The sequence below is a fragment of the Rubrivirga sp. SAORIC476 genome, from assembly GCF_002283555.1.
Lineage (GTDB): Bacteria > Bacteroidota > Rhodothermia > Rhodothermales > Rubricoccaceae > Rubrivirga.
The window spans coordinates 1,401,615-1,428,024 of record NZ_MVOI01000003.1 but is presented as its reverse complement, the minus strand read 5'-3'; the positions used below and the strand labels follow the sequence as shown (position 1 = coordinate 1,428,024).

The 26,410-nt window shown below is 72.3% G+C and carries 27 protein-coding genes; 6 read left to right on the top strand and 21 right to left on the bottom strand.

What is annotated here, in order from left to right:
* Nucleotides 1–64: 64 nt before the first annotated feature.
* The 6 genes from fabG to B1759_RS07780 all read right to left on the bottom strand — a co-directional run bounded on the left by fabG (nucleotide 65) and on the right by B1759_RS07780 (nucleotide 4,801).
* Nucleotides 65–808 carry a 3-oxoacyl-[acyl-carrier-protein] reductase gene (gene fabG, locus B1759_RS07805; protein ID WP_095514452.1) on the bottom strand — a complete coding sequence of 248 codons (744 nt, stop codon included), beginning with the start codon at nucleotides 806–808 and terminating at the stop codon, nucleotides 65–67.
* A gap of 67 nt (nucleotides 809–875) precedes the next feature.
* Nucleotides 876–1,799 carry an ACP S-malonyltransferase gene (gene fabD / locus B1759_RS07800; RefSeq protein WP_095514451.1) on the bottom strand — a complete coding sequence of 308 codons (924 nt, stop codon included), beginning with the start codon at nucleotides 1,797–1,799 and terminating at the stop codon, nucleotides 876–878.
* Nucleotides 1,800–1,853: 54 nt separating this feature from the next.
* Nucleotides 1,854–2,855 (bottom strand): beta-ketoacyl-ACP synthase III, encoded by a 1,002-nt coding sequence (locus tag B1759_RS07795; RefSeq protein ID WP_095514450.1) that lies wholly within the window; start codon nucleotides 2,853–2,855, stop codon nucleotides 1,854–1,856.
* A 10-nt stretch (nucleotides 2,856–2,865) separates the two neighbouring features.
* Entirely contained in the window at nucleotides 2,866–3,903 is a 1,038-nt protein-coding gene (plsX, locus tag B1759_RS07790; protein WP_095514449.1) for a phosphate acyltransferase PlsX, read from the bottom strand.
* 145 nt (nucleotides 3,904–4,048) lie between these two features.
* The gene (rpmF, locus tag B1759_RS07785; protein ID WP_095514448.1) at nucleotides 4,049–4,237 is read right to left on the bottom strand and encodes a 50S ribosomal protein L32; all 189 of its coding nucleotides are present in this window, start codon (nucleotides 4,235–4,237) and stop codon (nucleotides 4,049–4,051) included.
* A gap of 30 nt (nucleotides 4,238–4,267) precedes the next feature.
* Nucleotides 4,268–4,801, bottom strand: a complete 534-nt coding sequence (locus tag B1759_RS07780) for a DUF177 domain-containing protein (protein ID WP_158225169.1) — start codon at nucleotides 4,799–4,801, stop codon at nucleotides 4,268–4,270.
* A gap of 570 nt (nucleotides 4,802–5,371) precedes the next feature.
* Here B1759_RS07780 and dnaA point away from each other — a divergent pair.
* The 3 genes from dnaA (at nucleotide 5,372) to B1759_RS07765 (ending at nucleotide 10,828) form a co-directional block, all read left to right on the top strand.
* Nucleotides 5,372–6,928 carry a chromosomal replication initiator protein DnaA gene (gene dnaA / locus B1759_RS07775; protein WP_095514446.1) on the top strand — a complete coding sequence of 519 codons (1,557 nt, stop codon included), beginning with the start codon at nucleotides 5,372–5,374 and terminating at the stop codon, nucleotides 6,926–6,928.
* A 502-nt stretch (nucleotides 6,929–7,430) separates the two neighbouring features.
* Nucleotides 7,431–9,998 (top strand): alpha/beta hydrolase fold domain-containing protein, encoded by a 2,568-nt coding sequence (locus B1759_RS20450; RefSeq protein ID WP_095514445.1) that lies wholly within the window; start codon nucleotides 7,431–7,433, stop codon nucleotides 9,996–9,998.
* On the top strand, nucleotides 9,995–10,828 hold the full coding sequence (locus B1759_RS07765; protein ID WP_095514444.1) for an SDR family oxidoreductase: 834 nt from the start codon (nucleotides 9,995–9,997) through the stop codon (nucleotides 10,826–10,828). Before B1759_RS20450 ends, B1759_RS07765 begins: the two co-directional genes overlap by 4 nt.
* A gap of 28 nt (nucleotides 10,829–10,856) precedes the next feature.
* Here B1759_RS07765 and B1759_RS07760 read toward each other — a convergent pair whose 3' ends face one another.
* From B1759_RS07760 to B1759_RS07745, 4 genes are all read right to left on the bottom strand, one after another.
* Nucleotides 10,857–11,351 (bottom strand): DinB family protein, encoded by a 495-nt coding sequence (locus B1759_RS07760; protein ID WP_095514443.1) that lies wholly within the window; start codon nucleotides 11,349–11,351, stop codon nucleotides 10,857–10,859.
* A 3-nt stretch (nucleotides 11,352–11,354) separates the two neighbouring features.
* Nucleotides 11,355–12,080 carry a YebC/PmpR family DNA-binding transcriptional regulator gene (locus B1759_RS07755; protein ID WP_095514442.1) on the bottom strand — a complete coding sequence of 242 codons (726 nt, stop codon included), beginning with the start codon at nucleotides 12,078–12,080 and terminating at the stop codon, nucleotides 11,355–11,357.
* Nucleotides 12,081–12,107: 27 nt separating this feature from the next.
* The gene (locus B1759_RS07750; protein WP_095514441.1) at nucleotides 12,108–13,853 is read right to left on the bottom strand and encodes an endonuclease/exonuclease/phosphatase family protein; all 1,746 of its coding nucleotides are present in this window, start codon (nucleotides 13,851–13,853) and stop codon (nucleotides 12,108–12,110) included.
* Nucleotides 13,854–13,936: 83 nt separating this feature from the next.
* On the bottom strand, nucleotides 13,937–14,986 hold the full coding sequence (locus tag B1759_RS07745) for a trans-acting enoyl reductase family protein (protein WP_095514440.1): 1,050 nt from the start codon (nucleotides 14,984–14,986) through the stop codon (nucleotides 13,937–13,939).
* A gap of 86 nt (nucleotides 14,987–15,072) precedes the next feature.
* On the opposite strand from B1759_RS07745, the gene B1759_RS07740 reads away from it, so the two are divergent.
* Nucleotides 15,073–15,492, top strand: a complete 420-nt coding sequence (locus B1759_RS07740) for a DUF1801 domain-containing protein (protein ID WP_095514439.1) — start codon at nucleotides 15,073–15,075, stop codon at nucleotides 15,490–15,492.
* A gap of 65 nt (nucleotides 15,493–15,557) precedes the next feature.
* Here the strand turns inward: B1759_RS07740 and B1759_RS07735 are convergent, their stop codons facing one another.
* The 6 genes from B1759_RS07735 to B1759_RS07710 form a co-directional block, all read right to left on the bottom strand.
* Nucleotides 15,558–16,070, bottom strand: coding sequence for a hypothetical protein (locus B1759_RS07735; RefSeq protein WP_095514438.1), 513 nt, complete (start codon nucleotides 16,068–16,070; stop codon nucleotides 15,558–15,560).
* Nucleotides 16,071–16,176: 106 nt separating this feature from the next.
* On the bottom strand, nucleotides 16,177–16,416 hold the full coding sequence (locus B1759_RS07730) for a hypothetical protein (RefSeq protein WP_095514437.1): 240 nt from the start codon (nucleotides 16,414–16,416) through the stop codon (nucleotides 16,177–16,179).
* Nucleotides 16,409–17,152 carry a tryptophan-rich sensory protein gene (locus B1759_RS07725; RefSeq protein ID WP_095514436.1) on the bottom strand — a complete coding sequence of 248 codons (744 nt, stop codon included), beginning with the start codon at nucleotides 17,150–17,152 and terminating at the stop codon, nucleotides 16,409–16,411. The genes B1759_RS07730 and B1759_RS07725 overlap by 8 nt, the downstream gene beginning before the upstream one ends.
* A 103-nt stretch (nucleotides 17,153–17,255) precedes the next feature.
* A complete protein-coding gene (locus B1759_RS07720) occupies nucleotides 17,256–18,020 on the bottom strand; it encodes an ABC transporter ATP-binding protein (protein WP_095514435.1) in 765 nt (254 codons plus the stop codon).
* Nucleotides 18,021–18,098: 78 nt separating this feature from the next.
* Complete coding sequence (locus B1759_RS07715; protein WP_095514434.1) at nucleotides 18,099–18,449, bottom strand: histidine triad nucleotide-binding protein; 351 nt, start codon at nucleotides 18,447–18,449, stop codon at nucleotides 18,099–18,101.
* A gap of 30 nt (nucleotides 18,450–18,479) precedes the next feature.
* A complete protein-coding gene (locus B1759_RS07710) occupies nucleotides 18,480–19,178 on the bottom strand; it encodes an ABC transporter ATP-binding protein (RefSeq protein WP_095514433.1) in 699 nt (232 codons plus the stop codon).
* Between the two features lie 120 nt (nucleotides 19,179–19,298).
* Between B1759_RS07710 and B1759_RS07705 the strand changes: the two genes are divergently transcribed.
* Nucleotides 19,299–20,030 carry an arylesterase gene (locus B1759_RS07705; protein WP_095514432.1) on the top strand — a complete coding sequence of 244 codons (732 nt, stop codon included), beginning with the start codon at nucleotides 19,299–19,301 and terminating at the stop codon, nucleotides 20,028–20,030.
* A gap of 34 nt (nucleotides 20,031–20,064) precedes the next feature.
* On the opposite strand, the gene B1759_RS07700 is transcribed toward B1759_RS07705, so the two are convergent.
* The 3 genes from B1759_RS07700 to plsY form a co-directional block, all read right to left on the bottom strand.
* Entirely contained in the window at nucleotides 20,065–20,763 is a 699-nt protein-coding gene (locus B1759_RS07700; protein ID WP_095514431.1) for an autotransporter domain-containing protein, read from the bottom strand.
* Between the two features lie 148 nt (nucleotides 20,764–20,911).
* Nucleotides 20,912–21,652: a hypothetical protein gene (locus B1759_RS07695; protein ID WP_095514430.1), complete on the bottom strand. Its 741-nt coding sequence runs from the start codon at nucleotides 21,650–21,652 to the stop codon at nucleotides 20,912–20,914.
* A gap of 216 nt (nucleotides 21,653–21,868) precedes the next feature.
* Nucleotides 21,869–22,543 carry a glycerol-3-phosphate 1-O-acyltransferase PlsY gene (gene plsY / locus B1759_RS07690; RefSeq protein WP_095514429.1) on the bottom strand — a complete coding sequence of 225 codons (675 nt, stop codon included), beginning with the start codon at nucleotides 22,541–22,543 and terminating at the stop codon, nucleotides 21,869–21,871.
* A gap of 244 nt (nucleotides 22,544–22,787) precedes the next feature.
* Here plsY and B1759_RS07685 point away from each other — a divergent pair, with 244 nt between their 5' ends.
* The gene (locus B1759_RS07685; protein ID WP_198948785.1) at nucleotides 22,788–23,237 is read left to right on the top strand and encodes a septal ring lytic transglycosylase RlpA family protein; all 450 of its coding nucleotides are present in this window, start codon (nucleotides 22,788–22,790) and stop codon (nucleotides 23,235–23,237) included.
* Between the two features lie 25 nt (nucleotides 23,238–23,262).
* Here the strand turns inward: B1759_RS07685 and B1759_RS07680 are convergent, their stop codons facing one another.
* A complete protein-coding gene (locus B1759_RS07680; protein WP_095514427.1) occupies nucleotides 23,263–25,443 on the bottom strand; it encodes a choice-of-anchor B family protein in 2,181 nt (726 codons plus the stop codon).
* Between the two features lie 32 nt (nucleotides 25,444–25,475).
* Nucleotides 25,476–26,378 (bottom strand): carboxylating nicotinate-nucleotide diphosphorylase, encoded by a 903-nt coding sequence (gene nadC / locus B1759_RS07675; protein ID WP_095514426.1) that lies wholly within the window; start codon nucleotides 26,376–26,378, stop codon nucleotides 25,476–25,478.
* Between the last annotated feature and the right edge of the window lie 32 nt (nucleotides 26,379–26,410).

Sequence of the window (26,410 nt, the reverse complement as noted above, 5' to 3'; positions counted from 1 at the left end):
AAGGAGAAACCCCCAACCTCGCACGGCGGTCGGCCTCTACCCTGATGCAGACGCACCAGGCGTGCTACATGGCCATCCCGCCGTCGACGTGCAAGACGTGGCCGGTCACGTAGGCCGCGGCGTCTGACAGGAGGAAGAGGACCGCCGCCGCGATGTCGTCCGGCTGGCCGAGCCGCTTGAGCGGGATCTGGTCCATGAGGGCCTCCGCGGCAGGCCCGAGGTCGGCCGTCATGTCGGTCTCGATGTAGCCCGGCGCCACCACGTTGGCGCGGACGCCGCGGCCGCTCAGCTCGCGTGCGATGCTCTTGGTGAAGCCGATCAGTCCGGCCTTCGACGCTGCGTAGTTGGCCTGCCCCGCGTTGCCCATCACGCCGACCACCGACGAGATGGTGACGATGGACCCGGCGCGCTGCTTCATCATCGGCCGGTAGGCGGCCTTGGTGACGTGGAAGGCGCCCGTCAGGTTGGTGTCGATCACGTCCTGCCACGCCTGCGCGTCCATCCGGATCATGAGCCCGTCGCGCGTGATGCCCGCGTTGACCACGAGCCCGTCGATGGAGCCCCACTTCGCCACGACCGCCTCGACGGCCGTCTGGGCGTCCTCTCCCGAGGCCGCGTCGGCCTGGATGGCGAGGGCCTTCTCGTCGCCGCCGAGCGCCTCGACCAGCTGGTCGGCCGTCTCGGTAGAGGAGCGGTAGGTGAAGGCCACCGAGGCGCCCGCGTGGGCGGCGGCTTCGACGATGGCGCGGCCGATGCCGCGGGTGCCACCGGTGACGAGGATGGCCTTGCCGGAGAGATCGAGGGTCATGAGGGTCGGTCGGTCAGAGGGGCCGAAAGATCGCACCCCCGGCCGCGCCCTGCTCGCTCGGCCTCGACTACGCCGTCAGCGCCGCCACCTCCGCGGCCGTTCCGGCCTGGACGGAGACCGCGTCGCGGCCCAGCGTTCGCTTGACGAGGCCCGAGAGCACCTTGCCCGTGCCCACCTCGACAAAGCGCTCGGTGCCGTCGGCCTGCATCCGCTCCAGCGACTGCGCCCAGCGGACCGGCGCGGTGAGCTGGTCGAGCAGCCGCATCCGGATCGCCTCCGGGTCGGTCGTCGGCTCGGCGGTCACGTTCAGGACGACCGGGCACGACGGGACGTGGAGCATCAGCGCGTCCAGCGTCTCTTTGAGCCCGTCGCGGGCGAATGCCATGAGCGGGCTGTGGAAGGCGCCCGAGACCGGGAGAGGGACCACGCGCCGCGCGCCCGCCTCCGAGGCGAGCGCCGAGGCGCGCTCGACGGCCGGGGCGTCGCCCGAGATCACGATCTGGCCGGGGTCGTTGTAGTTGGCCGGGACCACCTCGCCCTCGCCCGCCTCGGTGGCCTCGCGGCAGACGGCTTCGAGCGCATCGGCGTCGAGTGCCAGGACGGCCGCCATCGCGCCAGGGCGCACGTCGCCCGCGGTCGCCATCAGCTCGCCACGGCGCCGGACGGCGCGTAGCCCGTCCGCGAACGACATCGCGCCGACGGCTGCCAGCGCGCTCCACTCGCCGAGGCTGTGCCCCGCCGCCAGATCCGGCCGGACGCCCCGCGCTGCCAGCACGGCGTTGACAGCCAGACTGTGTGTGTAGAGCGCCGGCTGCGTGATCTCGGTCGGCTTGAGCGCCTCCGGGTCGTCGCCGAACATCAGGTCGGTCAGCGAGAAGCCGAGCACGGCGTCCGCCTCGTCGAGGATCGCGCGGGCCTCGGGGAGATCGACGAGGTCGGCGGCCATGCCGGGCGCCTGGGAGCCCTGGCCGGGGAAGAGGAAAGCGAGCATGTCGTCGTGCGTGGTGCGTTGTTCGTGGGATGCCTACGGCCTACGCTCCACGCCCTACGCGCCGTAGCTCCACTTGAGCCAGGTCGCGCCCCAGGTGAAGCCGCCGCCGAAGGCCGCCAGGATCAGGTTGTCGCCCGGCCGGAGCTGGTTCTCCCAGTCGCCGAGGCAGAGGGGGAGGGTGGCCGCGGTCGTGTTGCCGTACTTCGCGATGTTGACCATCACCTGGTCCGGCCCGACGCCCATCCGCCGCGCGGTCGCGTCGATGATGCGGAGGTTGGCCTGGTGCGGCACGAGGTAGCGGATGTCCTCGCCGACGAGCCCGTTGCGCTCCATCACCTCGGCCGCTGCGTCGGCCATGCCGGTGACGGCGCGCTTGAAGACCGTCTTGCCGTCCTGGCTGGCGTAGTGGAGGCGGGCGTCGACCGTCTCGTGGGTGGCCGGGTGGAGGCTGCCGCCGCCCGGCATCCAGAGCGAGTCCACGCCTGAGCCGTCCACGTACTGGACGCTGTCCTGGAAGCCCGTCCCGTCGGTGGTGGGCTCCAGCAGGACCGCCCCGGCGCCGTCGCCGAAGATGATGCAGGTCGCGCGGTCGGTGTAGTCGATGATGCGCGTCATCGTGTCCGCCCCGATCACGAGCACCTTCTGGTGCATGCCCGCCTCGATCATCTTCGAGCCCGTCGTGAGCGCGTAGAGGAAGCCCGAGCAGGCCGCCGAGATGTCGTAGCCCCAGGCGTTCGTCGCGCCGATCTGGTTCTGCACGAGGCAGGCCGTCGACGGGAAGACCACGTCGGGGGTGACGGTCGCGACCAGGATGCAGTCCACCTCGGACGCGTCGACGCCGGCCTTGGCGAGGCACATCCTGGCCGCCTCGGACGCCATGAACGAGGTCGCCTTGGTCTTGTCCTTGAGGATGCGGCGCTCCTCGATGCCCGTCCGCGTCCGGATCCACTCGTCGTTGGTGTCGACGAGCTTCTCGAGGTCGGCGTTGGTGAGGCGATCCGGGGGGAGGTAGGTCCCCACCGCCGTCACGGCGGCCGTCGTCTTGGAATCGGGCATCAGAAGGGAATCAGGAGGACGAGGCGTCGGGGCCGGGGTCGCGGAGCGCGCGGCCGATCCGGGCGGTCAGGTTCTGCTCGACGAGGCTGGCCGTGGAGAGCACCATCTGGCGGATGGCTCGCGCCGACGACCCGCCGTGGCCGATCACGACCGTCCCGTCGATGCCGAGCATGGGGACGCCGCCGAAGGCCTGGTAGTCGAACGGGGCCAGCATCCCCTTGAGGACGCCGCCGACCAACTGGGCCTGCTCCGGCGCGAGCTCCTGGCGCCCGATCTCGGACCGGACCATCTGGGGCAGGATCGTCGCCACCGACTCGGCCAGCTTGAGGACCACGTTGCCTACGAACCCGTCGCAGACGCACACGTCGGCGCCGTGCTGGAGGATGTCGCGGCCCTCGACGTTGCCCACGAACCGGATCGTGCCCTGCTCGCCGAGCGCGGCCAGCGTCTTGTGGGCCTCCTTGACCGTGTCGGTGCCCTTGCCGGGCTCCTCGCCGACGTTGATGAGCCCGACCGTCGGGTCCTCCTTGCCGAGGAACGCGGCCCCGAAGACGGCGCCCATCTGGGCGAACTGCACGAGGTGCTCGGGGCGGACCTCCACGTTGGCGCCCACGTCGAGCACGACGCACGTGCCAGACGGCGTGGGGAGGTAGCCCGGCAGGGCGGGGCGGAGCACGCCAGGCAGGCGGCCCAGTCCGAACAGCGCTGCCGTCATCACGGCGCCCGTGTTGCCGGCGCTGGCGAACGCGTCCGCCCGGCCGTTCTTGACGGCGCCGATGCCGATGTGGATCGAGGACTCGGGTTTGGTCTTGAGCGCCACCGTCGGGCTCTCGCCCATGCCGATGGCCTGCGGCGCGTCCACCACGCGCAGCGTCTCGTTCTCGGCGCCGCCGAGGCGGTCCAGCTCGGCGCGGACCTCGGCCTCGCGGCCGACCAGCAGCACCGTCACGCGGTCGCCGGCCTCGGCGAGCGCATCCAGCACACCTTCCACGACGACGCCCGGAGCATAATCTCCGCCCATGGCGTCGACGGCGACTCGGACGGGCATGGGCAGGCGGGGCGAGACGGGCGGGGAGGAGGGGACGGGAAGATACCCGCCGCCGTCAACGGACGCCGCCCGCGCGAGCCATGTCGGGTCGCGCGGGCGGGCAGGCGATCAGAGACGATGAGACCCCGCGAGGGCCCCGGTCCGTCTAGACGTAGCCCTTGACGGCGAGGACTTCGCGACCTCGGTAGTGGCCGCAGGTCGGGCAGGCCCGGTGCATCAGCTTGGCATTGCTGCAGTTGGGGCACTCGTGCGTCTGGGGCACGTTCTTGACGCGGTAGTTCGCGCGGCGCGAACGGGAGCGCGCCTTGGAATGCTTGCGTTTGGGGTTGGCCATCGGAGTCGGGGGTGTCGCCTCGCGGCGGGGTCAGTCGGAAGAGTCGGGGTCGCCGTCGGGGCGGAGGCCTCGAAGGGCCGCCCAGCGGTGGTCGGCCGGGCTGTCGTCGTCGTCGTCGGGCTCGCCGAACGTCGTCGGGATCTCGGCCGCTCGGGCGGCCGGGCTCACGCGCCGGAGCGGGAGCGCGAGCAAGAGCGTGTCGTGGACCGGCGCGGTGAGGTCGATGGCGAGCGCGTCCGCGTCGAGCGGCAGGAGGTCGTCATCGGGGTCGTCCCCGTCGGGCTGCGCGTCGGCCGAGAAGAGCACGGCGTGGTCGGCCTCGACCGGCTCGTCGTACATCTCCAGGGTCCGGTCGCACTCCAGGCGGGCCGTGGCGCGGGCCGTGTAGGCGGCCAGCACGCGTCGCTCGGCGACATCGAGCCGCAGGTCCACCTCGATGCCGGAGAACACCTCCGGGTCGAGGCCGAGATCCTCGGCCGAGGGGTGGTGGGTCTCCTGATGGAGGCCGTCGGGGAGCGGAGCGATGCGAACCCGGAACACGGTGTCTCGGACGTCGGTCGTCAAGGAACGCGGGCACAGGCCCGGCAGAATGAGGGCTGTCGCCCTGGGAGCCCGTGAAGGTAGAGGCGGGGCCGAGCGCCCGCCAAGAGCCTCACGCGATGTTCGATGAAGCCCCGCCCGGCATCCACATGCTGGAGCGCCGTCGCCTGTCGGTCCTACGGCCATCGAGCGGACCGAGGCGGAGCCCTGGAGCCTCTCGCATACGGCGGTAGGGAGAACCCGTGCCACACCTCATCCGGTACTGGAGCCAGAGCGTGCACAGGGTGTGGATAACGAGATTTCGAAATCGGGTCCACCGGCGCGCCATGCGTCATCTCGTGGTAATCCGCGCAGCCGTGCTCTGACCTGCTGGCTGCAACGTGTTGTCCTGCAACGGGCAGTGAATCGCTGTTGGTGGTGGACGGCCGGTGGACAACCTCATTCTGGAACCTGCGATCCTGGCGCGTATGGCGCATCGGCCGCTCGGCGGGTTGTGGACAACTCTCTGTGGAGGTTGTCGGGCGGGCTTCCTTTTGCGGCGGCAGTCCCGATATTCCAGGCCCTCCCACCCACATCCCTGCCCGTCACTCCCCCATGGACCGATCGCGTGACGACGTCTGGGACGAGTGCCTCGGGATCATCCGGGACAACATCAGCCGGCAGAGCTTCCGGACGTGGTTCGAGCCGCTCCGCGCGGTCGGGCTGGAGGAGGAGGACGGCGCGCTCAAGCTGACCGTCCAGCTGCCGAGCCGGTTCTACTACGAGTGGCTGGAGGAGCACTACTTCGCGCTGCTGCGCAAGACGATCACGAAGGTGCTGGGGCCGGGCGGGCGCCTCTACTACGACATCGTGATCGAGCGCGACGAGCCCACCTCGGGCGGGCGGCGGGGGGCGTCGATGGAGCTTCCGGCGAGGCAGCCGGCCAACGTGCCGCCTGCCGAGCGTCCGCCGCGCGTGGAGCTGCCCGAGGGGGTCACCCCGCCGCGCACGGCTGCCGACGTCCCGTCCGACGCTGGCCGGTCGGTCGACCGCACGCGCGGGTTCGACCGGTCGCCGGAGCGGCGCCGGGCGCCGTCGGCGCACCCGTTCGCGCTGCCGGGCGTCAAGCCGATCGAGGTGGACCCGCACCTCAACACGTCGTACACGTTCGAGAGCTTCATCGAGGGCGACTGCAACCGGCTGGCGCGCTCGGCGAGCTGGGCGATCGCGCAGGACCCGGGCGGCACCAGCTTTAACCCGTTCCTGATTTACGGGGGCGTGGGGCTGGGCAAGACGCACCTGATCCAGGCGATCGGCAACTACGCGCTGGCGAACAACCACGCGAAGACGGTCCGCTACGTCTCGTCGGAGATGTTCACGGCGGAGTTCGTGCAGTCGATCCAGTCGAACCGGATCGGGGAGTTCTCGCAGTTCTATCGGGGGGTGGACATCCTGATCATCGACGATGTCCAGTTCTTCGGCGGCAAGGAGAAGACGCAGGAGGAGTTCTTCCACATCTTCAACGAGCTGCACCAGCAGGGCAAGCAACTCGTGCTCTCGGCGGACCGTCCGCCGAAGGACATCGTGGGCATCGAGGAGCGGCTGCTGAGCCGCTTCCAGTGGGGGCTGGCGGCGGACGTGCAGCCGCCGGACTTCGAGACGCGCATCGCGATCCTGAACCGCCGGGCAAAGGACGACGGCACGAAGGTGCTGCCGGAGGTGATCGAGTACATCGCGACGCACGTCAAGAGCAACATCCGGGAGCTGGAGGGGGCGCTGATCCGGTTGCAGGCGCACGCGGCTCTGACGGGGCGCGAGATCGACCAGGAGCTGGCGCGGGACGTGCTGAAGGACCTCATCAAGGAGGCGCGCCCGCAGCTGACGATCGAGGTGATCCAGGCGGTGGTGTGCGAGTACCTGGGCATCCCGGAGGACCTCGTGCGGGCGCGGACGCGCAAGCGGGAGGTGGTGCAGGCCCGGCAGGTGGCGATGTTCTTCTCGAAGGAGATCACGAACCACAGCCTCAAGACGATCGGGCTGCACTTCGGCGGGCGCGACCACTCGACGGTGATCCACGCGGTGCGGAGCGTGGAGGACCAGGTGGACACGGACCCGCAGTTCCGGGAGATGGTGAACGCGGTGCGGAAGAAGATGGAGATGCACCAGCGCTGAGCGGGTTCGGGGTTCAGGGTTCGGGGTTCGTCGGCGGGTCGAGGGTGCCCGCCTCGGGGTCGAGGTGGGCTGGAAGGCGGTCGGAGGGGTCTGGAACCGGGTCGGAGGGTTCTTGAGTCACGTCCGACTCGTCTGGGGCCGGGTCGGAGGCTTCCTGGGTCAAGTCTGAGACCTCTTTGGCCAGATCGGAGGGCTCGGATGCCGTTTCGGAGGGTTCTAGTGCCGTGTCGGAAGGTTCTGATGCCGTCTCGGAAGGTTCTGATGCCGTCTCGGAGGTCTCCGATGCCGCGTCGGATTGCCTTCACAATTGGGGGGCGGTCCGCCTCGGGGCCGAGGTGGACGGGACTGCGGAGTCAGGCGAGCGTCATCTCGCCGGTAGGGGCACACCGCCGGTGTGCCCCTACGGAGGATCGAGGAGCGGGCCGCCACGTCTGGGTGGACGAGTCGGCGGACCCTCGGCGGCGGCGGCGGGTTGACGGCGGCCCTGTCTCCCCGCTCGTCCATGCCTGCCGTCCCGCACCACCACGTCGCTATCGTCGGCACCGGCTTCGGGGGGATCGGGGCGGCGGTGAAGCTGCTGGAGGACGGCGTGGACGACGTGGTCCTGTTCGAGCGGGCGGACTCTGTCGGCGGCGTCTGGCGCGACAACACGTACCCGGGCGCCGCGTGCGACGTGCAGGCGCACCTCTACGCGTTCTCGTTCGCGCCGAACCCCGACTGGTCCTTCCGCTACGCGCGCCAGCCCGAGATCCGGGCGTACCTCGAGGAGGTGGCCGGGCGGTTCGGCGTGACGCCGCGCATCCGGTTCGGCCACGAGGTCACCGAGGCGGCGTGGGACGAGACGGCGGCGCGCTGGCGCATCGCGACGACGGGCGGCGACGTGACGGCGGACGTGCTGGTGGCGGCGCCGGGCGCCCTCGCCGAGCCGCGCCTGCCCGCCATCCCCGGCCTGGACACGTTCGCGGGCGAGGTGATGCACACCGCGCGCTGGGACGACACGGTGGACCTGGACGGGAAGGCCGTCGCGGTGGTCGGGACCGGGGCGTCGGCGATCCAGGTGGTGCCGGAGCTTCAGAAGGTGGCGGGCGCGCTGACGGTGTACCAGCGGACGGCGCCGTGGGTGATCCCGCGTCGCGACGCGCCCATCAAGGAGGCCACGCGGCGGCGCTTCCGCGAGCAGCCGGCCGTGCAGCGGAAGCTGCGGCAGACGCTCTTTCAGTACCACGAGACGAACGGGCTCGCCTTTCGCCACGCGTGGATCGGGCGGGCCGCGGAGCGACTCCTCGCGCGCCCGCACCTGAAGCGGCAGGTCCCGGACCCCGCGCTGCGCCGCGTGCTGACGCCGGACTACCGGATCGGCTGCAAACGGGTCCTCCTTTCGGACGCGTACTACCCGGCGCTCATGCAGCCCAACGTGACTGTCGTGGATGGCGCGCTGGTCGAGGTCCGTCCCCACGAGACGGTCGGGGCGGACGGCGTCGCGCGGCCGACGGACGTGTTGGTGTTCGCGACGGGCTTCTACGCGACCGAGATGCCGTTCGGGACGCGTATCGCGGGGCGTGCCGGGCAGCGGCTGTCGGACGCGTGGGGCGAGAGCCCGGTCGCCCATCTCGGCACGACCGTGGCGGGCTTCCCCAACCTCTTCCTGATCCAGGGGCCGAACACTGGCCTGGGGCACTCGTCGGTGGTGCTGATGGCCGAGGCGCAGATCGACCACGTCGTGAACGCGGTCCGCGTGATGCGGGAGCGGCGGCTGGCGGCCGTCGAGCCGACGCGGACGGCGCAGGCGGCATGGGTGCGGGAGGTGGACGCGGTGGGCGAGGGGACGGTCTGGACGAGCGGCTGCGCGTCCTGGTACCTGGACGCGACGGGGCGCAACGCGGCGATCTGGCCGGGCTCGGTGCCCGCCTTCCAGAAGCGCGTCGCGCCGTTCGACCCGGACGACTACCGCTTCCGTCCGCTCGGCCCCGACGTCGGCGGCGCTCGCGCGCTAGGACGCCTTCCCTCCGCACCGGCGTCGCCGCCCGCCGAGCCGACGCCGGTGGACCGCGTCCGCGGCGTCGGGGCCCGCGTGCTCGGCGCGCTGCCGGAGGCGGTCCAGGTGGCCGCCGCACAGAGCGCGCCGCCGGAGGTGGACGGGCAGCGCCTGGACCCGGCCGTCCACGCCGTCCTCGAACTCAACCCGCGCCCCGACGGCGCCGTCATCGTGCGCACAGACCCCGAGCGGGCGCGGGCGCAGTACCGACGCGACACGCTCGCCATCGGGAGTGCGTCGGCGACGGTCGCCAGCGTCCGCGACCTGACCGTCGACGGAGCCGAGGGGCCGCTCGACGCGCGCCTCTACCTGCCCGAGGGCGTCGAGCGGCCGCCGTTGACGGTGTTCTTCCACGGCGGCGGCTACGTCCAGGGCGACCTCGACACGCACGACGGCCCATGCCGCATCCTGTGTCGCCAGGCCGGGCACGCGGTCCTGAGCGTTGCGTACCGGCTCGCCCCTGAGCACCCGTTCCCCGCGCCCGTCGACGACTGTGTGGCGGCGTTCCGCTGGGCGCAGGCCAACGCCGCCCGCCTCGGCATGGACGCGGGTCGGGTCGGGGTGGGAGGCGACAGCGCGGGAGGGGCGCTCGCGGCGGTCGTGGCCCAGCAGACGCGCGACGAGCGCCCGCCGGTCGGGCAGTTGCTGCTCTACCCGGCGACCGACCATCCGACGCACCGAGCGTCGCGCGACCTGTTCGATGGCTACCTGCTGCCCGACGCCGTCCGCCAGGCGTTCTTCGGCGTCTACACGTCGGGCGCCGACGTAGACGGACGCGACCCGCGGCTCTCGCCGATCTACGGAACGCTCGACGGGCTCGCGCCCGCGCTGGTGGTCACGGCCGGGTTCGACGTGCTCCGCGACGAAGGGGAGGCGTACGCCCACGCGCTCGCCGAGGCGGGCACGCGCGCCGACCTCTACCGGCAGGCAGACCAACCGCACGGGTTCATCCACCTGACCGCCGTGAGCCGGTCGGCCGAGCGGGCGACGGTGGCGGTCGCGCGGCGGTGGCGGCGACTGGTGCAGGAGGCATGAGCGCGCTCGACCTCAGCGGCGGCGTGGTCGTCGTCACGGGCGCGGCGTCCGGCATCGGCCGGGCGACGGCGCTGGCGTTCGCGCGCCGCGGCGCCGCCCTGGCACTGGTGGACCGGGACGCGGACGGGCTGGCGGACACCGCCGCCGACGCTCGCGCCCTGGGCGTCTCGGTCACCGAGCACGTCCTCGACGTGGCCGACGCCGAGGCGGTCGCTGCACTGCCGGAGGCGGTCCTCGCCGAACACGGGCGGGTGACGGTCCTCGTGAACGCGGCGGGCGTGGCGCTGGCGGGGCGTTTCGAGGAGCTGTCGATGGACGAGATCCGATGGCTCTTCGAGATCAACGTGTTCGGTCTGATCGGCCTGACGAAGGCGTTCCTGCCGGCGCTGACGGCGAGCGGCGGGCAGGTCGCGAACGTGTCGAGCCTGTTCGGCATCATCGCCCCGGCGGAGCAGACCGCGTACGCGGCATCCAAGTTTGCCGTGCGCGGCTTCAGCGAGTCGCTGCGGCATGAGTTGGAGGGGACGGGCGTCGGCGTGACCGTCATCCATCCGGGCGGGGTGGCGACGGCGATCTCGCGCAACGCCCGGGTGGCGGCGGGCGCGGTGGACCCGGAGGCCGCCTCGAAGCAGGCACTTCGCTTCGAGCGCGTGTTCCTGACGACGCCTGCGGAGACCGTCGGCGAGGCCATCGCGGGAGCGGTCGCGCGGCGGCAGCCCCGGCTGATCGTGGCGAGTGGGGCGCGGGCCGGGACGTGGCTCCAGCGGCTCATGCCGGTCCGCTACTGGCGGGTCCTGGGTCGGGGCTACCGGCGGTTCACGCGGCGGTGACCCTGCCTGCCTCGGTCCCGAGGCAGGGTCAGCCGGACACCACGCGGACGGTCACGAGCAACTGCCCGACGTGCCGCTGGGTGTGCTCGGCGGCGTGCACGAGCGTCCCGATGACGGTGGACGGCAGCGCCTTCCGCCCGACCGGGCGGGCCTCGGCGAGCGTCGCGGGGTCGGTGGCGCGGAGCTGGGCGAGCGCGGCGTCGATGCGGTCGGAGAAGGCGGCCAGCAGCGAGGCAGGGGAGAGCGTGTCGTCGGGGACGCCCTCGGCGCGGAGCGCGGCGAACTGGGCGTCGGAGAGCGGCTCGCCGCGGGCGTAGGTCAGCATCCGGTCGAGCACGCCCGCGAGGTGCTGGAGGTGGAAGCCCGCCGACGCTGCGCCGCCGGGGCGGTCCCAGAGGCGGGCCGCCGGGAGGCCGGCGACGAGCGCGGTCACGTCCTCGCGCGCCTGGAGCAGCGCGTGGGCGACCGGCTGGAGCAGCGCCGGGACGCCGTCGACGGGGCCGCGAAGCCAGACTTCGGGCACCGCCTACGCCAGGTTGTGGAAGACCCGCTGGACGTCCTCGTCGGCCTCGATCTTGGCGACGAGCTCCAGGACCGCGTCCGCCTCCTCGTCCGGCAGTTCGGTGGTGGTCGTGGGGACGTAGTCGATCTCCGAGGCGATGGGTTCGATGCCGCGCTCTTCGAGCGCCTTCTGCATCGTCCCGAAGTCCGAGAACGCGCACCGGACGAGGAGCGCCTCGCGGCCGTCTTCGGTGGTCGTCTCGTCCAGCTCTTCGAGCCCCTCGTCGATCAGCTCCAGCTCCAGCTCGTCGCGGTCGCCGACGGACGCTGGATCGAGCGTGAAGGCGCCCATCTTGGTGAACTGGAACGCGACCGAGCCGGTCGTGCCGAGGTTGCCGCCGCCACGCGAGAGGATGGCCCGCAGATTGGCGACCGTCCGGTTGACGTTGTCGGTCGCGGCGTCGACCAGCAGGGGGACGCCGTGGGGGCCATAGCCCTCGTACAGGACCTCGTCGTAGCTGGCGGTGTCCTTGCCGAGGGCCCGCTTGATGGCGCCCTCGACTTTCTCCTTGGGCATGTTGACGCCCTTGGCGTTCTGCATCGCCCGCCGGAGCTGCGGGTTGAGGTCGGGGTCCGGCCCTCCGGCCTTGACCGCGATGACGATGTCCTTCCCGATGCGGGTGAACTGCTTCGCCATCCGGTCATACCGCGCAAACATCGTGTGCTTGCGCTTCTCGAACATGCGGCCCATGCGCGCGGGGTCTGGTGAGCCCAGAAGCTACCGACGTACCAGCGTGCCGCCCGCGACGCCGTCGGCGGTCGTGACGCGGTACAGGTAGACGCCGGGCGCCAGCGCGGACGCGTCGAGCGGCACCTGCTGCGAACCGGCTGCGAGGCGCCCGTCGAAGGGGACCGCGACGCGGCGTCCGAGCACGTCGTACACCTCGACGGTCACGGGGCCCGGTCGCGGCTGGTGGATCGAGACGACGGCCCGGGCAGAGAACGGGTTGGGGGCCACGCGGACCGTGACCTGCTGCGGGGCCTCCGGCGTGGCCGCCTGGTAGCGGATCGAGACGAAGTCCGCCACGACCGGGAGGTGGTCGGAGGCCGTTCCCGTGTCGGTGGCCAGGAGCCCGGCCGCCTCCAGCGCCTCGTCCGACAGGTGCGGGGTGAACAGGACGAACGCGTTGCCCATCGCCAGCGCGTTGTCGGTGTACACGATGAAGTCCAGCCGCCCGGCCGGGAAGCTGCTTCCCGCGTCGTACCACGTGAAGGCCGCGGGCGCGCCGAGGTGGAGCGGGAGCGCGTCGGTGAGGTCGGTGCCGTCGAGGTCGGGCGCGAAGTCCGGACCGTAGCGCGCGTTGTCGACGAGGTCGCCGGTCAGCATCGTCCGCAGCGGGCGGTCGGTGCCCACCATGTTGAGGTCGCCGACAATGGCGAACGGCGTGTCGGGGGCGATGCCGGGGATGCTCCCCTCCTTGACTTGGCGGACGAACTGCATGTAGCGGTCCGTCTCGTCGAGGCGCCCGTCCTCGTTGTTGCAGCACGGCGTGTGGGCGTTGACGAGCAGCAGGTCGTGGTTCCACTCCGCCGGCGTCTGGACTACGAACGCGCTGTTGCCGCCGAGGTCGCGCTCCAGCGTCACGGGCCAGCGGCTGACCAGGAGGTTGTCCGACCCCGCGTCGCCGCTGTACCACGTGCCACCCAGCGCCTCCGCGACGAGGGCCGCGGCCTCGGCCCCCGAGTGATCGTAGATCTCCTGGAACGCGACCACGTCGGGCCCGATGGCGCGGACGAGGCGGAAGAACGCCTCCCGCGCGGCGCCCGCGAAGATGTTGTCGCGGAGCACGTTGTAGCTCATCAGGCGGACGCTCTCGGGGGATCGGTCGAGCGTGGGCCCATCGTAGGCCGGGAGCGCGGTCGCCCGGTCGATGGTGTACGCCGCGCCCGGCTCCGCCTGGGGAAGCCGCTCGCCGGTGCTCGTCGCCAGGGCCACCAGAATCTGGTCGCCGGGGAAGACCGGCGCGCCGCCGACCACCGCGTCGAGGGCGATCTCGACCTCGAACTCCGGCGCCGAGAACGTCGGCGCCCAGGAGAGGCGGAGCGGGGCGTGCCGCACCGCGATGCTGCTCCCGTCTACCACCACCGTGCCCGAGCGCGACCCGAAGGCGAAGGAGAGGTCGGCCCCGATGCCGGAGACCGGCTGGCCGGTCGTCGCGTCCGCGTCGGTGTCGATGTGGAGGACGAGGTCGTTGTTCTCCTGGAGCTGCACCACGTCGGCGAACGCGATCCGGAGGCGCAGGAACTGCTCGTCGTTCGTGATTGCGAGGGCCTGCAGGTCGACCGCGCCCGCCGGTTGATCGTCCGGGTCGGTGGCGACGGGCGCGATGGCGGCCCAGTCCTCGAACCGGCCGTCGTGGACGATGCGCGCGGCCGGGCCATCGAGCACCTGGGAGGCCGCCGGAAGACAGGCCAACCCGGCGATGAGACACAGCGCGAGACGACGGAGAGACAGGGAGGACACGGGCACGAGGGGGGACGCCCGAACCTACCTCCCCCTGCGGCGCCGCTCGGCCCGCCTCGGGAAACGCACCGGAGGGGCCCGTGCTACCCGTCCTCGCGGCGAGTGCCGTCCATCTCCAGGGCAAAGTCGGCCCCGAAGGCCGACGACGGCGTCTGGAATCCCGCCTCGGTGCGGCCGTCGAGGACCGCGAGCGCCGAGCGGAGCGCCGCGTCGGCTGTGAAGGCGTAGCCCTCCGGCCCGGCCCAGGTGGCGACGGCCTGGCGACCGGCGTCGTCGGTGGCCTCGCCCCAGACATGCGAGGCGCCGCGCTGGCGGTCGGCCTCGGTGGGACCGGTGACCGTCCTCGCCACGAGCGCCCTCAGCAGAGACTGCACCGGGGAGGACTGAAGCACCGGGCCGAGGACACGGCTCGCCTTCATCACGCGGACGGTCGACGCCGGGAAGGCCGCGTACGTCGTGATGGTCGGGATGCCGGTCGAGTGAAACGCCGTGCTCACGTCGCCCCAGGGGATGGCGACGCACGGCCGCGTCTTTCCGTCTGCGAACGTGGCCTCGACGGTGTCGTGCGCCGCCGGGACCGATACGATGCGTCCGTCGCGCCGCATCGCGCCCCCCGCGCCGAGGTTCTCGACCGCCGTCTGGGCCGTCCCGTGTGAGGCCGACGACAGCGCGCGGATGGCCAGCTTCAGCGTCGTCGCCGTCGGCAGTCGGGTCTTGAGGTGGAGCGCGAGGCAGTCCGTCGGCACCACGTCGAAGCCGGTGCCGGGGAGGACCGTGATGCCCGCCTCCTGCGCCTCGGCGTCGCGCGCCGCGAGCGCCTCGAACACCGCGATCTCGCCGGTCACGTCGAGGTAGTGGGTGCGGGTGCGAAGGCAGGCCTCGATCATCGGAGCGGACGTGCGAGAGAATGGACCCGCGGCGTGGAGCACGAGAGGGTGATCCGCGAGGGCGCGGTCGAGCGCGGCCGGGTCGTCGAGGCCGACGGCGACATGGTCGAGGCCGGTGGAGTGGGCCACGGCGGCGAGCGTGTCGGCGCTGCGGCCCGCGAGGGTGGGGCGGAGGCCGCGCGCGACGGCGAGGTCGGCGATCAGGCGGCCCGTGTAGCCGGTGGCGCCGTAGAGGAGAAAAGGCATGGGCCGTGAACGCGGCCCGTCCGGCGGGGTGCCACGGACGTGTCGCGCCCCTGCCGTAGCCTCTGGTCCCCATCGTCCCCGTGCTCATGGCCGAGAACCTGACCCAGCCCACCGACGCGTCCGTCCCCGACTTCCTCGCCGCCGTCGAGCCGGCGCGCCGCCGCGACGACGCCCTCCGCCTCGCCACGATCATGGCTGAGGTCACCGGCGAGGTGCCGGAGCTGTGGGGGGAGAAGATCGTCGGCTACGGGCGCTACCACTACACGTATGCGTCGGGGCGCGAGGGCGACTGGATGCGCGTCGGCTTCTCGCCGCAGAAGCGCCATACGTCGCTCTACCTGATGGGCTGCGACGCGGACGCCCGCGCCGAGATGCTGTCTCGGCTCGGTCCCCACCGCGCGGGCGTGGGCTGCGTCTACGTCACCCGGCTGGACGCCGTCGACGAGGAGGTGCTGCGGGAGATGATCGCGGCATCGTACACCGGGACGGCCGCGCAAGCCCTCTGACGGTCGACCTCCGCGTCCCCGAGGCGGGGAGACTGAGGGCCGGCCCAGCCCTCCGGCCGAGCCGGTTACCGTTTCGTTCGCCCGCGTCCCACGCGCGGGGCGCTCCACTCCGGCGGGGTGGACGTGCTGCCGCCGTCGCTGGTCGAGGCCACGACCGAGGCGCGGAGCGAGGTCAGGATGCTCAGCAGCGTCTTCCGGTTGTCAATCGTCCGGAGGACGACGAGGGTCGAGTTGGCGGCCAGCGCGCGGAACTCGATCACGGCAAGGTTGCCGTAGGCCACGTCCGACATGGCCTTCATGACGGCGGTGTGGTCGTCCTCGACCGACTGTCGGTAGTCGGCGTAGCGTCGGGCGGCGTCCTCGTCGAGCACGATCCCGGCGGACTCGAAGAGCGCGTCCGCCTGGCGGACCACGTCCATGGCCTCCTGGAGCAGCAGCGACGCCGTGTGGGTTGCCGAGAGCGCCACCGCGCGGTGCTTCTCGCGCTCCAGCCGCCGGTTGTCCGCGTAGACCAGCACCGCGAACACGAAGCTCGCGACGGAGACCAGCAGAGCGACGATCGCGGTGACGACGGGCATTCGAAGCCGTGTGAGCGGCGGGATCGATGGACTGTGTAGCCTACAGGTTCAGGGACCCAATCGCAAGCCTGGGGGCCAGGACGCGCCAGGGTCTGACGTGGCGGCCTCAGCAGGTGCGGGCCACGGCCACCCCGCCGACCGACACCAACTGGTCGGCGCGCACCTCGGCGCCGGTCCCGAGGCGGACCCAGTCGGCGCCGCCGCGCGCGTACACGTCGGCGATCTGCGTCGTCGCGGCGTGCTCCGCCTCGGCGTCTCGCCAGACGACCTCGACGGTCGCCCGGCGGACGGCCCAGCTTTCCAGGCGGTCGTGGAAGGCGCAGGCGATGGGGGTGTAGTCAGGCATGGGCGGTGGGCCACAGCGAGTGGCGGCGGGATCCGACGAACAGCGCGCCCAGCACGACGACGCCAGCGGCGATCATCGTACCCAGCAGGAGGCCGCTCGACTGCGTGGCGATGGCCGCGAACGCCCACAGCAGCACGAGCGCCGCCGCCAGGTCCGCCGTCCGCGTCAGTAGCCATGCGCCGACGGCCGTGACCGCCGCGATCACGAGCACGGGCCACAGCACCGCGTCCGAGGTCCAGCCGAGGTCGATGAGCAGGATGGTCAGGTTGAGGGGCGTCGCGACGGAGAGCCAGGCCATCCACAGGGCCGTCGGCACGCCGAGGGCCCAGCGCTCGGCGCCGCGCAGGTCCATCCGGTCCAGGCGCAGGTAGGTCACGACGAGCGCCACCAGGATGCCGATGATGACGACGGCCGCGATCCCGAAACGGCCCGTCAGCCACGGGATCTGCCAGAACCCGTTGAGCAGGTTGGCGACGACGAAGGGCAGCGCGAACCGGTCGTACCGGGCGTCCCGTTGCGCGGGGAGCGCCTGCCACACGGCCGTCACCAGCACGCCTGCGAAGATGACCGACCAGATCGAGAACGCCCAGCCGGGCGGCGTGATCGGCGTCGGCGCGGCGTTCGAGACGGCGCCGGTCTCGACGCCGAACAGGAGGCCCGCGCCAGCGAGGCCGTTGAGGATCAGGTTGACCAGAACGGCCAGGACGACGGCGATCTGGCGAGGGAGTCCGCGCATGAGACAGAGGAGAGGAGGCGAGGTCTACGCCTCGCTCCCGTCTCGGCTCCGCCCGCCTCGGCCCCGCCCGCCTCGGCCCCGCCCGCCTCGGCCCCGAGGCGGACTACCCGAACGCCGCGGCGACCAGTTTCTCGGACTCGTCGTAGGCATCGGCCGCGGCCGTCAGCTTGCCGAAGGCGTCCTCCAGCGAGCCGCCGCCGCCGGACGCCGTGATCTCCTCCGGCGAGCCCGTCTGCAGGATGGTGCCGTCGCGGATGACGACCACGAGATCGGCCACCTTCTCGACCGCGTCCAGCAGGTGCGATGAGTAGAAGATGGTGCGCCCGCGTGCGGCCAGCGTGCGGAGGAGCGCGCGCGTCTGGAGGACCGCGTGCGCGTCGAGGCCGCCGAGCGGCTCGTCGAGCAGCAGCACCGGCGGGTCGTGGAGGAGCGCCGCCGAGAGGAGCACCTTCTGCTTCATGCCCTTCGAGAAGCCCGTCATCGAGCGGTCTGCCGCGTCGGTGAGTTCCCAGAAGGCGAGGTGGGCTCCTGCGCGCGTGCGGATGGTGTCCTCCGGCAGCCGGTGCATCCGGCCGATGAACGTCAGGTACTCGTTCGGGGTGAAGCTCTCGTAGACGTGCCCATGCTCGGGGACGTAGCCGAACCGCCGCTTCGCCTCCACAGGATCCGCCACCACGTCCACCCCGCCGACGGTCACGCGCCCCGCGTCGGGCGGGAGGGCCCCGGTGAGCAGGCGCATGGTCGTCGTCTTGCCCGCTCCGTTCGGGCCGACGTACCCCGCCACCGACCCCGCCGCGATCTCGAACGAGACGCCGTGGAGGATCTCGACGCCGTCGATGGCGACGCGGACGTCCTGGACTTGAATCATGGGATGAGGAATGAGGGGTCCGGAATCGGGAGTCAGGGTTGAGAAACCACCTGATTCCTCGGTCCTGCGGCCAGATGCCTATCCCGGAGGCCACTGCAGGCCGCGCCCGCCGAGGAGGTGGACGTGGAGGTGGAAGACCGTCTGCCCCGCGCCCTCGCCGTTGTTGACGACCAGCCGGTAATCCGTCAGGCCCTCCGCCTCGGCGACCCGTCGGGCGACCGTGAAGAGGTGCCCGACGAGCGCCTCGTCGGCCTCCTCGATGGCGTCGGCGCGGGGGATCGGCTTGCGCGGGACGACGAGGACGTGCGTCGGCGCCTGGGGCGCGATGTCGCGGAAGGCGACCGCGCGGTCGTCCTCGTAGACGAGGTCGGCGGGGAGGTCGCCGTCGGCGATCTTCTGGAAGAGCGTTTTCTCTGAGCCGTCGGCCATGGGAGAGGTATCGGCGGGACGGCCGCCAAGCTAACCGGCGATGACGGGCGTCCCGGTGTCCTCCACGACCTGCCCGGCGCGGAACGAGATCGTCCGCTCGCAGCGCGCGGCCAGTTCGGGGTCGTGCGTCACCACCACGAGCGCCGTGCCCGCCTCGCGGTTGAGGTCGAACAGGAGCGCCTCGACGCGGGCGCCCGTCTCGGCATCCAGATTGCCCGTCGGCTCGTCGGCGAAGAGGAGGCGGGGGCGGCCCGCGAAGGCACGGGCCAGCGCGACGCGCTGCTGCTCGCCACCGGAGAGCTGGGCCGGGTAGTGTCCCGATCGGTCCGCCAGCCCGACCCGCTCCAGCAACTCCAGCGCCGTCGCCCGCGCGCCGCTCTCTCCGCGCAGTTCGAGGGGGATGGCGACGTTCTCGGCCGCCGTCAGCGTGGGCAGGAGGCGGAAGCTCTGGAACACAAACCCGACCGACGCCGCGCGCAGGGCCGCCCGCTCGTCCTCGTCGAGCGGGCCGAGGTCGACGCCTGCGAGGCGGACCGTGCCGCGCGTCGGCCGGTCGAGCCCGGCGCACAGGCCGAGCAGCGTCGTCTTGCCGCTGCCCGACGGGCCGACGATGGCGCACGTGGAGCCGGCGGGCACGTCGAACGAGACGCCGTCGAGGACGGTCAGCGAGCGGCCGGCGTTGGTGAACGTCTTGGAGAGGTCGCGGGCGGAGAGAACGGGGCCGTCCACAGGCACGGGGGGAAGGGGGCGGGCTCGAACCGGGACGCCCCGGAAGGGTTCGCGGAGACCGCGGCACGCCGGAACCGCCCGCTCGCGTTTCCGGTGTGCCGCCCGTTCCCGCTCGAGCCCATGCGCGCCGTTCTCTTCTCCGTCGTTCTCCTCCTCGCCGGCTGCCAGGAGGTCCAGCCCGACCCCGGCCCCGATCCCACCGAGGCGGCTCCGCCCAGCGCGACGGCCACGCCCGAGTCCGCCACCACGCCCGACGTGCCCCTCGCCGACGCGGACTCCTCCGCGGTCACCATCCTCTTCTTCGGAGACAGCCTGACGGCGGGCTACGGCCTGAGCGACCCCAAGCTGGCGTACCCGGCGCTGGTCGGCGCCGAGCTCGAGGAGGCCGGCGTACCGGTGCGCGTCGTCAACGCAGGCATCTCGGGCGACACCTCGGCGGGTGGGCTGGGGCGCATCGCGTGGACCCTCCGACAGTCCCCGCCCGACGTGTTCGTGCTCGCTCTCGGCGCCAACGACGGCCTCCGCGGCACCGACCCGGCGGCGACGCAGGACAACCTGTCGGCGATCCTCGACGCGGTCGAGGAGGCCGCGCCCGACGCGCGGCTCGTGGTCGCAGGCATGGAGGCCCTCCCCAACATGGGAGGCGACTATGTGTCGCGCTTCCGCGCCGTCTTCCCCGCCGTCGCCGAGGCCCACGACGCGGCCTTCATCCCGTTCCTGCTGGAGGGCGTCGCGGGCGTCGAGCGCCTCAACCAGGGAGACGGCGTCCACCCGACGGCGGAGGGCCAGCGCAGGCTGGCCGCGACCGTCGCCGAGGTGGTCGTGCCGATGGCGAAGCGGGCGGCGGGCTGACGCCGCCTCGGCGCCGAGGCGGAGGCGGAGGTGGTCAGAAGTTGATGCGGAAGCCGAGCGTGCCTCCCGAGACCGGCCAGTTGCCGACCCTCGAGGAGCGGTACGCGGGGACGATCGCGGCGTCGGTGCCGAACAGACGGAACGTGACCGGCGCCTCGACCTGGAGCCCCAGGTTGGTGCGCCAGTCTCCAGCCTCACGGAGAGACCCCTGGACGCCCGAACTCTCGATGCTCAGGAGTTGGTTGGCCTGTCCGAAGACGCCCACCGTCGGGCGGACGCTGAACGACCCGGCCACGGGCACATCGTAGCCGACCGTCGCGGAGAGGTCGAGGCCGACCGCTGCCCCGTCGTAGTCGACGAACGGCTGCTGCTGCGTTTCCTGGAAGGTGGCGCCCTGGCTCCTGTAGGCGACCAGGCCCTGCACGCGGGCGACCGTTCGCGGCGCTGGGCGCAACGTGTAGCCGCTCGCGAGGCCGAGCGACCAGGAACTGCCATCACGCTGGTCGCTGCCCAGGCCGAGCGCGCTGTAGCTGCCGGTCAGCGCCACATCCGCGCCGTTGCCGAACCGCCAGCCGACCCCGACCTCTCCGCCTCCGTTCCATCCGTCGCTCCCGGCTCGTTGGAGGGTGAACTCCTCGAAGGTGAGGAAGGCGCCTTCCTCCTCGGAGAACTGAGACTGCGCAGTGGCAGGGAGGGCGAGGACGAGGAGGAGGGCGGAGAGGACGAACCGCATGGGCAGAAGGAGAACGTGAGAAGGGTCCTCAACGGCACCTTTTCTGGGTTCGTATGCGCACGACGATACCGGATTGCAGATCACGTCCTGAGAGGTCCTGTTCTCGTCCAATCGAAGAGACGAACGATCCTGGCGACGGAGCCGTCGCCTAGAAGTCCACGCGGACGGCGGCGTCGAGGGCGAACGTCCACGGCTGCCCCGCGCGGAAGAAGTCGGTCCGGTAGACGCCGGCCGACGTGTCGAGCGTCAGGGCCAGCGAGCCGATGGCGACCGTGGTGGGGGTGGTGAGGAAGACGCCCCACGAGGTCACGTCGCTCACCGGCGACCCCGCGAGCCGACGGTCCACGGCGACCGCGAGGCCGACGCCGGGCGCCATCCGCCCGCCCTCGCGCTCGATGGGGACGGCCAGCGCGACGCTGGCCCCGGCATGCCCGAGCGTCGCCGCCGAGCGCTCGACCTGGTCCACCTCGACGTAGCCGTCCTCGGTGTAGACCCGCTCGGTATGCCGCTCGAAGGAGGCGCGCCCCAGCGCCACGGTGCCCCGCGTGCGGGCCTCGACCGCCCCGGCCGACTGGCGCAGGCTGGCGCCCAGCGTGAGCGCACGGCGCGTGCTCGTCATCTCCCCCTTGGTGCCCCCAGGCTCTGCGGGCATCCGAGACGAGGAGCCGAACAACTGGGTTGTGCGCCGGGACGCCACGCCTGCCTCGACGGCCACGCCGCCCCCGAGGCGGACGCCCGCCGTCAGCAGCGGGGAGGCGTCGTAGCGGAAGAGCGTCTGCTCTGGCGTGGCCGAACTGAAGGCGACGTAGGGCCTGAGGCCGGCGGTGGGTTGGGCGAGGGCAGGGACGGCGAGGATCGCCAGAACGGGGAGGACGAGACGCAGGGGCATCGGAACGCGGGGAGGGTGAGCGTAGCGATGGGCGATGCGGTCCGGGCAGGTGACGGGCCTCAGGCTACGCGGCGCCACTCGGCGCGGAGGAGTCACATCGTCGTCCCCAGGCGGTATGTACCGGGTGCGAGGGCGGGTTCTTCCCGGTGCCAGGCGCCGTCCTCTACGAGCGCGCCTCTGCCGGCGTGCCGTCTCTGGCCGCCGCGCCGAGGCGGGTCAGGTCGCCTTCGCCCCGATCCGCGTCTCGGTGCCGTTCATCAGGCGCTTGACGTTGGCGCGGTGCGTCCACACGATGAAGGCTGGGACGACGGTCGCGAAGATCCAGACCGGCGGCGGAGCGGACGCGCCGAAGGCGACCTGCAACACGACCAGCGACAGCGGCAGCGAGATCGCCGCCAGGATCGAGCCCAGCGAGACGTAGCGCGTCGCCGCCAGCGTGGCGATGAACACCAGGAGCGCCAGCCCGACGGCGATCGGCGCGAGGCCGGTCAGCATCCCAGCGCCCGTCGCGACGCCCTTGCCGCCCTTCCACGAGCCGAAGAAGAGGCGGCCCCACAGCGTCACGACGTGGCCCACCATCGCCGCGGTGCCCGCCAGCGTCGCCGCCCACGCCTGGGCGAGCTCGGGCCGCGAGCCGAGCAGCCCGACCAGCGACTCGTCGCCCACACGCAGTTGCGAGATCAGGGCGACCGCCGCGAGGCCCTTGCCGAAGTCGAGCGCGAACACGAGCAGGCCGGGGCCCTTGCCGAGCACGCGGAGCGCGTTCGTCGCCCCGGCGTTGCCGCTGCCGTGCTGGCGAAGGTCCACACCCATCATCCGCCCGACGACGAGGCTGAAGGGGATGGCCCCGAGGAGGTAGCTGAGGACGACGATGAGGACGAGCGAGGCCACCGGCGCGGGGGAGAGGGGGACGGGAAGATAGAAGGCGCCCCGTGTCCACTGTGCATGACAGTCGGTTGCCTTTGTGGAGGCCCGGTGGCGGTCCGCCGGAGGCCTGGTCAAGGGGCGTCCAAGACTCCGCGATACAGGGCTTGGTGCGTCGAGGCACGCGGGGGGGCGCCCTATCCTCGGCCCTCAGACCTCACGGCGCCCGCCTCTGGGGCCCGTCCGCGCTGTATCACCCGCCACCTTCTGTGTGACGCGACCGCTTTTGATTCTGGCCCTCGCGGCCCTCTCGCTCCCCGCCCTTGCCCAGTCGGGCCCCATCGCTCCGGGCGGCCGCCGCGCCGAGAGCCGCCGGGCCGCCCAGTCGGGCGTGGCGAGCTACTACGCTGCCTCCCTGCACGGCAACCGGACCGCCAACGGCGAGCGCTACAACCACAGCGCGCTGACCGTGGCCCACCGCTCGCTCCCGTTCGGGACGCTCCTCCGGGTGACCTCCGTCCACAACGGCCGCCGCGTGCTGGTGCGCGTCAACGACCGCGGGCCGTTCATCCGGGGCCGCCAGCTGGACCTCTCGGGCGGCGCGGCGGACCGCCTGCGGATGCGTCAGCGCGGCACCCACCGCGTGCGCTACGAGATCGTGAATCCGGCGACGTTGCCGAGCCGCCAGGCGCCGCCGCGGCGCAAGGTCCGCCACGTGTAAGGGCCGGGCGTCCTGCCCGCTCTCGTCACCGTGCGACGGTCAGCACGGTCGAGGCGTGGAGGCGCCCATCGACGATGAGCCGGGCGACGTAGACGCCGGCGGGCAGCGCGCGCGTCTCGACGCGGAGGCGGTGCGTCCCCGCCTCCTCGCTCCCTCCGAGGCGGGCGACCTCGCGGCCGAGCAGGTCTGCCACGACCACCTCGGCCTCGGCCGGGGCGTCGAGGGTGTAGGCCAGCGTCGCCGCGCCCGCGGTCGGGTTGGGCCACGCGCGCAGGCCGACCACCGGTGCGGGCAGCGGCTCGGCATCGACCGGGTCGTCGGTCAGCGTGACCACCCAGAGGCCAGACTGGAGATCGGACACGATCACCTTGCCCGAGGCGAAGTACGGGTACGCCGTCCACGCGCCCCGGAAGCCGTAGCCCGTGTCGAGGTACGTGTCCAGGTAGGCCGTCTCGACGGGCGCGTGCGGGTCCGAGATGTCGAACACACGGAGGCCCTCGGTGTAATGGGCCACGTAGAGCCGGTCGCCGCGGACGTAGCAGTTGTGGACCACCGCCTCCGGGTCCACGATCACCGCGCCCACCAACTCCGGGTTGCCGAGGTCAGCCACGTCGAAGATGCGGATCCAGTTGCCGCTCGACCCGATCTCGTCGCTCACATAGACTGTCGCGCCGTCTTCCGTGGTGCAGGTGTTGTGGGCGCCCGCGCCGGGGTACGTGAACGTGGCGAGCAGGCGGAGGTCGGACGGATCCGACACGTCGAGCACGTCCACGCCACCGCTGGCGTAGATCGCCGCGCCGTAGCCGATGCCGTCACGGACCTCGAAGTCGTGGTAATACGCGACCGCCTGGTGCGTCGGCTCGAAGGTGTCGGTGAGGACGGGCCGGGCGGGGTCGGCGAGGGAGTAGACGCGGACACCCGCGTTTCCCGTCGTGCGCCCTCCGGTGACCCAGAGGTGGCCCTCGGCCACGAGCACGTTGTGCGCCCCGCCGCCGCTCACGCCGGGCTGGACATCCAGGAGCCCCACCTGCGCCGGCACCGCCGGGTCTGACAGGTCGACGATCTGGATCGGCCCGCTCTCGTTGACGACGTACGCGTGGTGCCCGTACACCTTCACGTCCTTGGCGTCCAGCGTGCCGGGCGGCGCGGCCAGGAAGCCGACCTCGACGGGTGGCGCGGCCGGCGCCCCGGTGATGTCGATAACCGAGAGCCCGGCCTCGCGGACCGCCAGCAGGGCATACTCGGTGCCGTCGGGCGCAGTGTAGCCCCACGTGTCGCCGTAGGAGCCGGGCCCGGCGCGGCCAGGGTCGAGGTGCGAGGCGCCCGCCACGCCCGAGGAGGTCTTCGCGCGGACCGACACCGTCCGCTCGCCGATCTGGCCGTCGGGCGTCCAGAGCTGGACGGCTAGGTTGACCTCGCGGGTCGGGTCGAGGCCCGTGAGCCGGAGCGTGCCTGCCGCGGGCGCCGCGGTCCCGATCACGGCGCCGTCGGCGACGACGCGGACCTCGGTGGCGCCCGTGTAGGCCGCCGCTGTCCAGTCGACTTCGGCGACGCCGTTGGCGATGGCCGCCACCACCACGTCGCGGAGGGGCGCAGGCGTCAGCCGCATCTCGGCCGGGGCCTCGTAAAGCGCATGCCCGTCACGGACGCGCGCCGCGAGCCCGTAGTAGGTGTCGAGGCGGTAGCCCGTCTGGCCCGCGTACGTCTCGCCGGTGCCGTCGTAGTCGCTGGCGAAGATCAGCAAGTACTCGTGCCCGCCGGTGGGCGAGACGTCGGGCTCCCAGCGTCCGTTGGGTCGCCCCGCGTTGCGGTCCTCCAGGAAGCCGACGTTGAGGCGGCGCGGCGCGTCCGGGTCGGACACGTCGTAGGCCGCGCCGAAGAAGCGGCCGGTGCCGCGGTCCGCCAGCCCGGCCCGGTAGTCGAAGACGCGCGCGAGCGTCTCCAGCGAGCGGTCGAACACGACCACGACTGGCGGGATGTCGCGGTCGGCGACGGTCGTGTGGACGAACGGCTCCCCGAAGCCGAGCCCGCCGAAGAACCACCGCTGGTTGGCGTCGGCGACGCCGTCCAGCCAGCGCGGCTCGGGGCTCCAAGTCCACGCGAGGTCCGGTACGTCGCTCGCCCGGGTCGCTGCCTCCCCAGGGATGCCCTGGGCGGACGCCCCGAGGGCGACGGCGAGAAGGAGGCCGAGCAGAGACACGCGCATGATGCAGTCTACGGCCTCACGTGCCGGAGCCGTCAGCACGGCTCCAGGCCGATCTTCAGCGACACGTCGAGCGCCGTCACGGAGTGCGTCAGCGCGCCGGACGAGATGAAGTCCACGCCGGTCGCGCCGATCCGCCCGACGGTGTCGAGCGTGACGTTGCCGGACGCCTCGGTCTGGATCGCGTTGCCGACGCGGCGCACGGCCTCCTCCAGCACCGACACGTCCAGGCCGTCGGGCGTGCGTCGAGCCATGTTGTCGAGCAGCACGCGGTCCACCCGGGCGCCGTCGCGGACGGCCGCGAGCACGGCGTCGACCTCGTCGAGCGTGCGCGCCTCCACCTCCACGGGCACGTCGAGGCCGGCCGCCTCGGTGTGGCGCCCGACCGCCTCGATGGCCTGCCGGATGCCGCCCGCCGCGGCGATGTGGTTGTCCTTCACCAGCACCATGTCGTAGAGCCCGACGCGGTGGTTCTGGGCGCCGCCCAGCGCGACGGCCCACTTGTCGAGCATCCGCAGGCCGGGCACCGTCTTGCGGGTGTCGAGCACGGTCGCCGGAGCGGCTTTCTCCGCCATTCGCGCTGCGGCCGTCGCCACGCCGCCCATGCGCTGCATCAGGTTGAGCGCCAGCCGCTCGGCCACCAGGATCGACCGGGCTCGCCCGACGACGGTCCCAAACACGGTCCCGGCCGTGAGCCGGTCGCCGTCGGCCGCCGTCCACGTCACCTGAAGCGCGGGGTCGACCGCCTCGAACACGCGCTCGGCGACGGCCAGCCCGGCCACGACGCCGTCCTCCTTGAGCAGGAAGCGCGCCGTCGCGCGGGTGCCCTCGGGGATGGTCGCCTCGGTGGTCACGTCGCCGGTGCCGAGGTCCTCGGCGAGGGCGCGGGTGATCAGGTCGGAGAGGTCGGCGGCGACGGCGTCGGGGAGAGGCAGCATGCGGGGAGGAGACGAGGCGGCATCGGGGGAGC

Bases quoted from the DNA above. Each gene is read 5' to 3' on its own strand.
- fabG (WP_095514452.1), bottom strand. From the start codon at position 808: ATGACCCTCGATCTCTCCGGCAAGGCCATCCTCGTCACCGGTGGCACC.
- fabD (WP_095514451.1), bottom strand. From the start codon at position 1,799: ATGCTCGCTTTCCTCTTCCCCGGCCAGGGCTCCCAGGCGCCCGGCATG.
- B1759_RS07795 (WP_095514450.1), bottom strand. From the start codon at position 2,855: ATGCCCGATTCCAAGACGACGGCCGCCGTGACGGCGGTGGGGACCTAC.
- plsX (WP_095514449.1), bottom strand. From the start codon at position 3,903: ATGCCCGTCCGAGTCGCCGTCGACGCCATGGGCGGAGATTATGCTCCG.
- rpmF (WP_095514448.1), bottom strand. From the start codon at position 4,237: ATGGCCAACCCCAAACGCAAGCATTCCAAGGCGCGCTCCCGTTCGCGC.
- dnaA (WP_095514446.1), top strand. From the start codon at position 5,372: ATGGACCGATCGCGTGACGACGTCTGGGACGAGTGCCTCGGGATCATC.
- B1759_RS20450 (WP_095514445.1), top strand. From the start codon at position 7,431: ATGCCTGCCGTCCCGCACCACCACGTCGCTATCGTCGGCACCGGCTTC.
- B1759_RS07765 (WP_095514444.1), top strand. From the start codon at position 9,995: ATGAGCGCGCTCGACCTCAGCGGCGGCGTGGTCGTCGTCACGGGCGCG.
- B1759_RS07755 (WP_095514442.1), bottom strand. From the start codon at position 12,080: ATGGGCCGCATGTTCGAGAAGCGCAAGCACACGATGTTTGCGCGGTAT.
- B1759_RS07745 (WP_095514440.1), bottom strand. From the start codon at position 14,986: ATGCCTTTTCTCCTCTACGGCGCCACCGGCTACACGGGCCGCCTGATC.
- B1759_RS07740 (WP_095514439.1), top strand. From the start codon at position 15,073: ATGGCCGAGAACCTGACCCAGCCCACCGACGCGTCCGTCCCCGACTTC.
- B1759_RS07735 (WP_095514438.1), bottom strand. From the start codon at position 16,070: ATGCCCGTCGTCACCGCGATCGTCGCTCTGCTGGTCTCCGTCGCGAGC.
- B1759_RS07730 (WP_095514437.1), bottom strand. From the start codon at position 16,416: ATGCCTGACTACACCCCCATCGCCTGCGCCTTCCACGACCGCCTGGAA.
- B1759_RS07725 (WP_095514436.1), bottom strand. From the start codon at position 17,152: ATGCGCGGACTCCCTCGCCAGATCGCCGTCGTCCTGGCCGTTCTGGTC.
- B1759_RS07720 (WP_095514435.1), bottom strand. From the start codon at position 18,020: ATGATTCAAGTCCAGGACGTCCGCGTCGCCATCGACGGCGTCGAGATC.
- B1759_RS07715 (WP_095514434.1), bottom strand. From the start codon at position 18,449: ATGGCCGACGGCTCAGAGAAAACGCTCTTCCAGAAGATCGCCGACGGC.
- B1759_RS07705 (WP_095514432.1), top strand. From the start codon at position 19,299: ATGCGCGCCGTTCTCTTCTCCGTCGTTCTCCTCCTCGCCGGCTGCCAG.
- B1759_RS07700 (WP_095514431.1), bottom strand. From the start codon at position 20,763: ATGCGGTTCGTCCTCTCCGCCCTCCTCCTCGTCCTCGCCCTCCCTGCC.
- B1759_RS07695 (WP_095514430.1), bottom strand. From the start codon at position 21,652: ATGCCCCTGCGTCTCGTCCTCCCCGTTCTGGCGATCCTCGCCGTCCCT.
- B1759_RS07680 (WP_095514427.1), bottom strand. From the start codon at position 25,443: ATGCGCGTGTCTCTGCTCGGCCTCCTTCTCGCCGTCGCCCTCGGGGCG.
- nadC (WP_095514426.1), bottom strand. From the start codon at position 26,378: ATGCTGCCTCTCCCCGACGCCGTCGCCGCCGACCTCTCCGACCTGATC.